This is a genomic window from candidate division WOR-3 bacterium (assembly GCA_026418155.1).
Lineage (GTDB): Bacteria > Hydrothermota > Tepidihabitantia > Tepidihabitantales > CAIPLT01 > JAOABV01.
Genome location: JAOABV010000059.1, coordinates 1 through 10681, shown reverse-complemented (window position 1 = coordinate 10681; position 10681 = coordinate 1). Strand labels below are relative to the sequence as shown.

Below are 10681 nucleotides of genomic sequence, written 5' to 3'. Positions count from 1 at the left end.
GGCCTACCTGACATCTTCAGTCACCTAATAGGTAAGCCGGTCGGCAGGCCAGGGGGCAAGCCGAGGGGCATATCGGTCGGCTACTGACGGGTATGCCCACTCGACCGCCAAAACTACTGTTTTTCAGACTATCCTTTGTTTCGCCCTTTAATTTAATCTGTGGACAATCAATGTGATAACAGAATAAATAGTCTAATCTTCTGCCTACTATATCAAATAGGATAGTTAATAAATTTAGCAGATCAGACCTGATTTAATAATTTTAAGATAGAATACCTTCCTTGGTCCAAAGCCTCAGAAATAGGAGAAAAAGAACTTATATGGTTAATACAAAGAAGATTCATTAGTAACCGATATTATTTTTCGCATATCTTTCTTTATTCAAACCTCGGCAATACTTATTTTTTTCTCCTGAAGGCACTGAAACTTTCGAATCTTGAGTTATGGTCAGCACAGGAATTTTTTGTTTTCCGTGGCTTCCGCATCCTCCCTCAGCACTTTTTAATTCCCTTTATTGAGTCTTGACCAAATTTTGTTTTTTCCTTACAATTCTTTTGTGCCAAAGCCGATATTTACTGTTTCTGGTCTAAGAGGAATTGTTGGTCAAGATTTATTCCCACAACTTATTACTCAATATGCATTTACCTTTGGAAAATTTCTCAAAGCCAAAAAAGTTGCTATTGGTCGTGACACCCGAACTTCCAGCCCGATACTTTTTCATTCTTGCGTTGCCGGGCTTTTTTATGCTGGTTGCGATGTTTATGATTTTGGTATCTGCCCAACACCTGCGACTATTATGATGGTAAAAAAATTGAATTTAGATGCCGGCATTCAAATTACCGCCAGCCACAATCCGAAAGAGTATAATGGATTGAAATTTATCTCAAATAAAGGCACTCTCTTTTTTGAAGAAGAAATTCAACAATTAAAAGAATATTTTGATAAGAAAAAAGATGATACCACAATAACTATTGATTCTTCTCCTTCTCTTTTTGCAACTGATATTTGTAATACTTATTTAGAACATATTTTCAAATCTAAGTACTTTCGTAATATACCCAAGAAAAATTTTCTGGTTGGGATTGATAGTTGTAATGGGACTGCCGAACATTTTGCCATAAAATTAGTAAAAATGTTAGGTGCAACACCAATAAGTATAAAAAAAGATGACACTATTTTCCCAAGACAACCTGAACCAACTCCAGCAAGTTTGCGAAGATTATCTTTAGAAATTAGAAGGCAAAAATTAGACTTAGGTATTGCTTTTGACCCAGATGCTGACCGATTTGCTTGCGTTGATGAACAAGGAATTCCTTTATCTGAAGAGGCGTCGGTATTATTAGGTATTCAATTTATCTTAGAACAGAAAAAAGGACCTGTAGTTGTAAATAATTCCACAACAATGGCAGTTGAGGACATCTGTAGCAGATTCGGAGTTAATGTTTATCGCTCAAAGGTAGGCGAAGCAAATGTAATCAAGAAAATGCTTGAAGTTAATGCAATTGTTGGTGGTGAAGGAAATGGTGGCGTAATCATTCCTGAGATTAATTTAGCACGCGATGGTCTAGTTGCTACTGCTCTATTATTAGTATTCTTGGCAAAAAGAAAATGCCCTCTTTCAGTAATAAGAAAAGAATTGCCAAAATATTTTATTGAGAAGAAAGTAGTTTACGAATTCCGTGCTGATTGGCAAAAGACTATCCAAAAGAGATTTAAAAATGACCCAAACATTAAATTTGATACCCAAGATGGTCTAAAAGTAATAGGCAAAAATTTTTGGATTTTATTGCGTAAATCAAGAACTGAACCCGTCCTGCGTATTGTCGCAGAAAGTAATAGTAAAAATTTAACCCAAAGACTAATTACGGAAACAATTAAAAATATTACGAGTTAAGTTAAACTTGAAATGAAAGTTCTGCGAAAGTTAAGTTTTACCACAGAAAACTCTGAATTTATCTGTGGCGTTCTCTAAAATATTATGTGTGGAATCATTGGCTATATCGGCACTAGGAATGTTACCGAAATCATTATGAAAGGTCTTAAGCGTTTAGAATATCGCGGATACGATTCTTGTGGTATTAGTGTAATAACCAATAACAATATTGACTTTTGTAAAACCGAAGGCCGGTTAGAAAAATTGAGTGCGCTGCTTAGTGTAAGACCTTTGTCCGGAAATATCGGTATTGGTCATACGCGTTGGGCAACACACGGTAAACCTAATGAAGTCAATGCGCATCCCCAATTCGATTGCAAAAAACAAATTGCTGTTATTCACAACGGTATAATTGAAAACTACCGAATTTTACGGCAGTATCTTACTGAACGCGGTCATATTTTTGCATCAGAAACTGATACGGAAACAATTCCACATCTTATTGAAGAAAATTATCGTGGCGATTTGCTAACTGCTGTTCAAAATGCTTTGAAATTAGTTGAAGGAACTTATGGTTTAGCCATCATCTCAAGTTTAGAACCAGATAAAATCATTGTTGCTCGTAATGGCAGTCCGCTTATTTTAGGATTATGTGATAATAATGAGTTCATTGTTGCCTCAGATGCTACTGCAATAATTGAATGGACCAGAAAAGTAACTTATCTATCTGATGGTGAAATCGCAGTCCTAACTCCTTCTGGTTATAAAATTACTAATTTAGAAAATCAAAAGGTTGAAAAGCAAATTGAAGAAGTCTTATTATCCTTAGAGCAGATTGAAAAAGGTGGGCATCCTCATTTTATGCTTAAGGAGATTTTTGAACAACCGGATACTATAAAAGATGCGATGCGCGGCCGATACCAATTAAAAAATGGCAAAGTAAGGCTTGGTGGTTTGGAAACTGAAATCAAAATTAACGCGCATCAAATGAAGGCTTCAGAATATTTAAATAATGTGGAAAGAATTATAATCTCAGCGTGTGGAACATCATGGCATGCTGGTTTGATTGGTGAATACCTGATTGAATTATTTGCTAAAATTCCGACCGAAGTTGAATATGCTTCTGAATTGAGGTATCGAACTTTAATTCCGACCCCAAACAGTGTGCTCTTTGTCATTAGCCAATCTGGTGAGACAGCAGATACATTAGCGGTTTTGCGAAAAGCCAAAGAATTAAAAATGGTTGTTTTAGGTATTGTCAATGTTGTTGGTTCAGCAATTGCTCGTGAAACAGATGCCGGTATCTATTTACACGCCGGCGCAGAAATTGGCGTGGCTTCAACTAAAGCATTTACTTCCCAAGTTGTCGTCTTAACTCTTTTAAGTCTATTTTTAGCCCAAAACCGCGGATTAATTGAAAAAGAAAAATTGATTGATTATTTTACGGCCATGCGTCAGATACCTAATCAAGTGAAAGAAATTTTGAATAAAAATGCTGAGATTGAAAAAATTGCTCAAGCATATTATCAATTCAATAACTTTCTCTATTTAGGTCGAGGTCTTAATTTTCCAGTCGCATTAGAAGGTGCCTTAAAACTTAAAGAAATCTCCTATATTCATGCTGAAGGTTATCCGGCAGCGGAAATGAAGCATGGTCCAATTGCTTTAATTGATAAAAATATGCCTGTAGTCGTAATTGCCACAGATACTGACGATTTAATTTACCAGAAAGTCATAAGTAATATTGAAGAAATCAGAGCCCGCGGAGGAAATATCATTGCGGTTGCTACTGAAGGAAATGACGAGATTAAAAATTTGGCAACCGAAGTAATTTATGTGCCGAAAACTAAAGATTGGCTTTCGCCGATTATTAATGTCATTCCATTGCAACTTTTAGCCTATCACATTGCAGTTAAACGAGGTTGTGATGTCGACAAACCCCGGCATCTGGCAAAAAGTGTTACCGTTGAATGAAGTTACTACTTTCAACTTTTCGTTATTTTACAAAATACAATTAGGGATAACGCCTATTTACTACCTTTACTTTAATTCCACTTAGTAACCTTCTTAAATAGTGCTTAAAATTTCTAATCTAATAAAATTTCAACAGAAGATTGCTAAAAAAGTTATTCTTAAAGACGACTTCAATGAGATAAATTATATTGCTGGGGCAGATGTTGCTTTTGATAAAAATTACGCATATGCAGCAATAGTCGTATTTGATTTTAAGGAACTAATTGTTGTTGACTTTGCGACTGCTAGATGTCGAATACCATTTCCTTATATTCCAACATTTTTATCATTTCGAGAAGCAAAACCGATTATGATGGCTTATCAAAAATTACGCATTAAACCTGATATAATTTTATGTGATGGACAGGGCATTGCCCATCCCCGCAGAGCAGGAATTGCAGTAATTTTAGGCGTTAACCTAAATATTCCAAGTATCGGTGTTGGCAAATCAAGATTGTGTGGAAATGGCCAAGAACCCAACAAAAAGAAAGGAAGTTTTAGTTTTCTATTTTATGAAGGCGAAAAGGTTGGGATTATTTTACGAACTCGAACCGGAGTTAAACCCTTATTCGTTTCCCCAGGTCATAAAATATCAATCCTATCAGCAAAAAAGATTGTTATGGCATGTGTTAAAAATTATCGTGTTCCTGAGCCGTTACGCTATGCTCACATTTTATCTATGTTGTCTATGAATAAATCCTACCGAAATATAAAAGGTCTTTTTCCAAGATTGGGTGTGAGTGATAAGTTATTAATCTATTGATGATAATATTTCTGGTACAAGCTCAGGGAATTTTTTCAACCAATCTTTTCTCTCGGTTTTTAAGTTTTGCACTCTTTGTTTATACTCTTCTTCAGAATAGTAGTTAAGCGGATTAAATCTTTCATAATTGATATTAGGAATATTATTAGGTATTAAGTAGTGCCAATCAGGGTCAACTTTCCATTCAATGGTACCTTGAGCAATCTGTTTAATAATTTCGACTGAGTGGCGAACTGTGATTTTCTCACCATTTTCACCACCAACTCGGCCTGTATTCATCACATAAACTTCCATTTCTGGGTGCTGTTTCAATATTTCCCAGAAGCGATTACCTTCTTCGGCTTCAGGACCAATTATAAAAGGATTAGTACCAACAACTCTTTTCGACTTACCAGCTTGAGACGGGTCACCAGCAGATGTTTCTACTGATTCTCCAAGCATAAAAAATGCCGCACCCTGTTCAGCAGTTAATTTCACTACAGGTGGTACAATATCATTTCGGCGATAAATAAAAATTAAGATATGCGCAAAAGGTAAATCGATCTCGTTGTCCGTATAGTCCATTTCTCGTCGGATCACGACTGCCCTACCATTGGAAGTTAACATATAATTTTGAAAATCGACTTTACCATCTTCTTCAACAAAAACATTTTCTAAAATCGCATTGGGGCTGGTTACTGCTTTATATAAAAGCGGGTCCGATTTAGGGGAAAGTCCTTCCGTCTTCATATAAAAATTGTTTTCTGTGCCGATAGCAGAACCATCCGGTTTTAAGAAAACAACATCGTCTTGTCTTATCACAACACCTTCATCGCCTTCAAGATAGTGATGGTGACAAGTTAAAGTTGTTTTGCCGGTTCCGGAAAGTCCGAAGAGTAAGATACCTTTATTAGTTAATTTTTGAGTTTTATCTCTAACTCGGATGATTTTACTTCCCGCGTGCAAACCTAACCAACCGCGTTGTTTTGCCAGATACATTGCCAGACGCAAAAATGCCTTTTTAATTTCACCGGTATAGTCCGAACCGAATACAAAAGTTATTCGCTCTTTGGGTAGCACTAATACTTTTCTTTCAGGCCATTCAGGGATGGAGACAACAGTAATGTCAGGTTCAGTTTGCCTATTAGGTTCAAAAAGCATCTGGTGCCACATATAAGCATTTCGCGCATAATCTTTAGTCACATAATAACGGCATAAAAGTTTTATCTCATCGGATTGGCACATAGTCCGTTCGACCATAATCATTCGCTTCTTCGCAATATATTCTAATCCCTGCTCAATTAAAATCTTCTGTGATTCATTGGGTTCATTTTCAATGATTTCGGTAAACTTGGCGCTACGATTACGAATATGAGTGACATAAGCAGCACTACCAAATTCAGTCGTGACTTCGTCTTTTTCGGCCAATTTTCTTAATTCTTCCTTGCTTAAGTCTTTTATTATTTCTCGGGGTTTAATTAATTCTTTAATCATATAATAATGATACTAAAATTTAATTTATCTGTCAAAGGATTTTAGTGGTCTTGGTCTTCGTGTAAATAATCGTTGATTATTAGCCAAGGGTCATTATACTCTTTCTTGCTGAGATGTAAATTGTATTGTTTCATAGGTGTATTATCCTCTTCTTGTTATTAAAAATTAAAATTATCATTTTGTTATTAAAAATTAAAATTATCATTATCTATCATTGGAGGATACACCTTTATTTTTAGATATCAATTCTAAATTTACACAAAATATTATACACTACCCTCATAAATTAATTTTGTCGTTTATCCCTTTTTGCGTTCCTCAATTCGCTTTTCACTATTTTTACGAAATAGATTGGTGTTGCCAGATATCGAAAAGGAATGTTCTACGATATTTTCCATAATGCCTTGTGAAAATATAGTTTTGGCTAATTGATAAAATTCCTGAATCGTAAGGTTCTCGGCTCGCTGAGTTAAATCAATGCCGGTCTTTTCCGAAATTTGAGAGATTTTTATTTTATCTAAAGATAAACCCAAATTCAAATTATTGGCAATATTCTTTCGGCGATGTCTAAAAGCAATATGGACAATTTTATTAAAAACCTTAGAAGAAATATCAGTAAATAATGCCGGTATTCGTTTTCTGATAATAATTGCAGTCGAAACGACTTTAGGACGAGGTCTAAAGGCTGATGACGGAATAGTTATTAATTTTTTGCGTATCGTTAAGGGTTCAAAAATAACTGAAAGTGCTCCATATTCTTTGGTGCCTGGTTTCGCTAACAGTCGGTCTGCAAACTCTCGTTGTAATGTTAATACTGTAATATCCCAAAGATTAATATTATCTAAAAGTTTAAATAATATTGATGATGAGAGATGATATGGTATGTTACCGATAATTTTTACCTTATCTAACGCCTGCCAGTCTATATGTAAAATATCCGCATTAATTATTTCAACATTAGAAAATTCTCGTGTATTATTTTGTAGTATTGGAATTAGTCGCTTATCAATCTCGACCGCAAAAACTTTATGAGCCTTTTCAGCAATGCGTTTTGTTAAAATTCCCTTGCCTGCGCCGATTTCTAAAACCTTATCCGTATTATCGAGTTCTAAAGCCGAAACCAATCGGTCAGCAATGCGTGGCGAGATAAGAAAAGACTGACCTAATGCTTTTTTGGGCTTAAACACTATTTTATAAGATGATATTAAAACTTTTAATTTTATAAGATGATATTAAAAATTTTACGAGAATTAAATCTTAAATAGTTTTTTAGCATTCTGGGTTGTTATATCGGCAATATGTTCAATTGAGCATTTACGTAGTTGTGCGATAATTTGAGCAGTATATTTAACATAAGAAGGTTCATTACGCTTGCCTCTTAATGGTTGAGGTGTTAAATACGGTGCATCGGTCTCAATTAGAATGCTATTTTCTGGTATCTTCTGAGCAATATTTTTTAATGAAGCACTATCATAAGTAATTGAACCAGCAAACGAGATATAAAATCCTTGTTTGATTGCCCAATTCGCAAACAGTTCATCACCTGAATAACAATGAAGCACTCCTTTGAAATAATTATGCTGTATTAGAATTGCTTTTGCTTCAGAGTATGCATCTCGAATATGAATAATCATTGGTAAGGCAAGTTTTTGTGCCAAATCGATCTGCATATGAAATGCTTTTTCTTGACTAACTGGGTCAGAATAGCAGCGATAAAAATCCAAGCCGGTTTCTCCAATCGCCTTGACTTTAAGATTGGCTGTTGCCAGTTTTTCTAAGTGTTCCATATCACCGTCTCGCATTGTTTTCGCATCGTGCGGGTGAATTCCGACACTACAATAAGTATCAGGATATTTATTAGCAATTGTAACTGCTGCTTGAGAATCTTTAATGTTTAGTCCAGCAGTTAAAAGATACTGAACATTATTCTCTTTTGCTCTTTTGACAATTTCGTCAAGACAGGAAATATAAGCCCGGTCAGTTAAATGACAATGAGAATCAAATAACACCATATATAAACCACAAGAGAACTTTGTTATTCATACTAATTAAACATTTCATCTTGTGTTCGCTTGATAATCTCAAATAATATAAGTGCGGTCAGTTAAGTAACAATGGGCATAAAATAAAGTCATATATTAAATCCTAACTCGAAACTATTACATCTTAGAGGAAAATATGATAATTTGTAAAAATTGTTTTTAATATTTTTAAATATTTAATTTTTCTATGATACTGGGCTTCCCGGTCTAATTTCCTTATCTAAAACTACTAAAGAAATATCATTACCATCAACGGCAGCTAAGAGCATACCGTGTGATTCAACTCCACGAATCTTAGCTTTTTGTAGATTAGCCACAACAACAATATTTCTACCAATAAGATTTTCAGGATTATAGGCTGAACCAATACCAGCAACAATTTGTCGTTTTTCGGTGCCTAAATCAATATCCATTCGAATTAATCTCTCAGTTCCCGCAACTCTTTCCGCGTTAATAATTTTGGCAACTTTTAGTTCAATTTTTTTGAAATCATCAATTGTTATTTCCATCGGTATCTCCTTAAATTTGACCTGCGTTTCTTTAGAAGAAACATCTTGGTCCATCTTCTTACCTAATTTCTCAATTTGAGCAACAATTATTTTTTCTTCGATTTTGGGAAACAATATTGAAATCGCTCCTAAGGTATTATTGAATTGCGGATTTATGGCTGAATTCCAATCTTTACTTTGAGTTTGAATTAGTTTCTTAATCTTTTCTGCGGTAAATGGTAAAAACGGTTCTAAAAGAATTGAGAGCGAGGCAATTAACCGCGCACAAATATTTATTGTCGTATCACATTGGGGCTGGTTTTGTTTATAACTTAGCCAAGGCGCCTGATAATCAAAATAACGATTACCTAAACTGGGAAGGGTCATTAATTCACGAATTGCATCTTTGATTTGGAAAGTCTCAATTAGCGCTCCAACTTTTTCTGTAGTTTCTTTAATCTTCGCTAAAATTTCATTTTCGCTTTCACCTAATTTATTTGCCTTAGGGATTTTTCCGCTGTAGTTCTTATTAATAAAGGTTGCGACCCGATTGACAAAATTTCCTAAGATATCGGCAAGTTCATTATTATTACGAGACAAGAAATCACGCCAAGCAAAATCAACATCACGATTTTCCGGTAAATTTACTGCTAAAGCATAGCGCAAGGGGTCAGGTTCAAATTCTTTTAAGTAATCTGGTAACCAGACCGCCCAATTTTCTGAGGTTGATAATTTTCTGCCTTCCAAATTTAAGAATTCATTTGCCGGAATTTCTGCCGGCAGAATATAATCACCATGGGCTAAAAGCATTGCGGGCCAGACGATTGCGTGAAATACAATATTGTCCTTACCAATAAAATGGATTAGTTTGGTATTCGGGTCGAGCCAGTAATCTTGCCATAAATCTGGTTTGCCTTTTTTCTCTGCCCATTCTTTAGTTGAAGAGATATAGCCAATGGGTGCATCAAACCAAACGTATAAAACTTTATTTTCGGCTTCTTTTAATGGAACTTTTACTCCCCAAGTTAAATCTCGGGTTATTGCCCGGTCTTCTAATCCTTGAGCAAACCATCCTTCACAGAATCTTTTAACATTATCTTTCCAGTGTTTTTTAGCACGAATCCAATCTTCTAAAGTTTTCTGGAATTGACTAAGTCTAAAGAAATAATGGGTTGTTTCTTTGGCTTCAGGTGTTGTGCCACAAGTTTTACATTTCGGTTCTTTTAATTGATAAGGTTCAAGCCATCGGCCACAACTCTCACATTGGTCGCCGCGGGCTTTTTCATTACCACAATTAGGACAAATACCAATAACATAACGGTCTGCCAAAAACATATTACAATTATGACAGAAAAATTGACTAATCGTCTTGGGGTAAATATAACCTTTTTGATATATCTTAAGAAAAAAATCTTGAGCGGTTTTATGATGTAACGGCAAAGAGGTGCGCGAATAATTGTCAAAACTACAACCAAACTGCTCAAATGATTTTTTAATACTATTGTGATATCTATCAACAATGACCTTTGGACTAACTTTTTCTTTATCTGCAGCAACTGTAATCGGAACACCGTGTTCGTCTGAACCGCAAATAAAAATTATATCTTGTCCCTTAAGTCGTTGATAGCGGACATAGATATCAGCAGGCAAATAAGCACCAGCCAGATGGCCTAAATGAATCTCGCCATTCGCATACGGCAACGCACTGGTAACTAATATCTTCATCCTGCTACCTAATATATTAAAAGATTCAAGAGGTTTAAATCTATTTTCACTACAGACTAATTATGCTATTTAAATCAAGATTGTCAATATTAAATTAAGAGAGACAGCGTCAGGAGTTTTGTATAAATCTTTTTTTCTTCATTAGGGTGTTCGTCTTTTCTTATTATTAAAATTGACCATCATTGAAGAATATACCTTTATCAAGTCTAAATTTACACAAATATTATACACTACCCAAAAAGGTATCATAACCTTACAAAAAAATTTTGTAATTTATAATGCGCTATCTTTATGATATTATATT

General features: G+C 34.9%; 7 protein-coding genes. 3 read left to right on the top strand and 4 right to left on the bottom strand.

The window, feature by feature from the left end:
• Positions 1 to 556 precede the first annotated feature (556 nt).
• The 3 genes from N2201_06410 (at position 557) to nfi (ending at position 4649) form a co-directional block, all read left to right on the top strand.
• Positions 557 to 1894 carry a hypothetical protein gene (locus tag N2201_06410; GenBank protein ID MCX7785837.1) on the top strand — a complete coding sequence of 446 codons (1338 nt, stop codon included), beginning with the start codon at positions 557 to 559 and terminating at the stop codon, positions 1892 to 1894.
• An 84-nt stretch (positions 1895 to 1978) separates the two neighbouring features.
• Positions 1979 to 3847 (top strand): glutamine--fructose-6-phosphate transaminase (isomerizing), encoded by a 1869-nt coding sequence (glmS, locus tag N2201_06405; protein MCX7785836.1) that lies wholly within the window; start codon positions 1979 to 1981, stop codon positions 3845 to 3847.
• A gap of 100 nt (positions 3848 to 3947) precedes the next feature.
• Complete coding sequence (gene nfi / locus N2201_06400; protein MCX7785835.1) at positions 3948 to 4649, top strand: deoxyribonuclease V; 702 nt, start codon at positions 3948 to 3950, stop codon at positions 4647 to 4649.
• Here nfi and N2201_06395 read toward each other — a convergent pair.
• The 4 genes from N2201_06395 to metG form a co-directional block, all read right to left on the bottom strand.
• Positions 4638 to 6122 carry a phosphoenolpyruvate carboxykinase (ATP) gene (locus N2201_06395; protein ID MCX7785834.1) on the bottom strand — a complete coding sequence of 495 codons (1485 nt, stop codon included), beginning with the start codon at positions 6120 to 6122 and terminating at the stop codon, positions 4638 to 4640. The two genes, nfi and N2201_06395, sit on opposite strands and share 12 nt — an antisense overlap.
• A 299-nt stretch (positions 6123 to 6421) precedes the next feature.
• Entirely contained in the window at positions 6422 to 7309 is an 888-nt protein-coding gene (rsmA, locus tag N2201_06390; protein ID MCX7785833.1) for a 16S rRNA (adenine(1518)-N(6)/adenine(1519)-N(6))-dimethyltransferase RsmA, read from the bottom strand.
• Between the two features lie 63 nt (positions 7310 to 7372).
• Positions 7373 to 8134 (bottom strand): TatD family hydrolase, encoded by a 762-nt coding sequence (locus N2201_06385; GenBank protein ID MCX7785832.1) that lies wholly within the window; start codon positions 8132 to 8134, stop codon positions 7373 to 7375.
• Between the two features lie 215 nt (positions 8135 to 8349).
• Positions 8350 to 10377 carry a methionine--tRNA ligase gene (gene metG, locus N2201_06380; protein ID MCX7785831.1) on the bottom strand — a complete coding sequence of 676 codons (2028 nt, stop codon included), beginning with the start codon at positions 10375 to 10377 and terminating at the stop codon, positions 8350 to 8352.
• Positions 10378 to 10681 lie beyond the last annotated feature (304 nt).

Coding starts and splice junctions, on each gene's coding strand:
- N2201_06395 (MCX7785834.1), bottom strand. CDS start 6,122: ATGATTAAAGAATTAATTAAACCCCGAGAAATAATAAAAGACTTAAGC.
- glmS (MCX7785836.1), top strand. CDS start 1,979: ATGTGTGGAATCATTGGCTATATCGGCACTAGGAATGTTACCGAAATC.
- N2201_06385 (MCX7785832.1), bottom strand. CDS start 8,134: ATGGTGTTATTTGATTCTCATTGTCATTTAACTGACCGGGCTTATATT.
- metG (MCX7785831.1), bottom strand. CDS start 10,377: ATGAAGATATTAGTTACCAGTGCGTTGCCGTATGCGAATGGCGAGATT.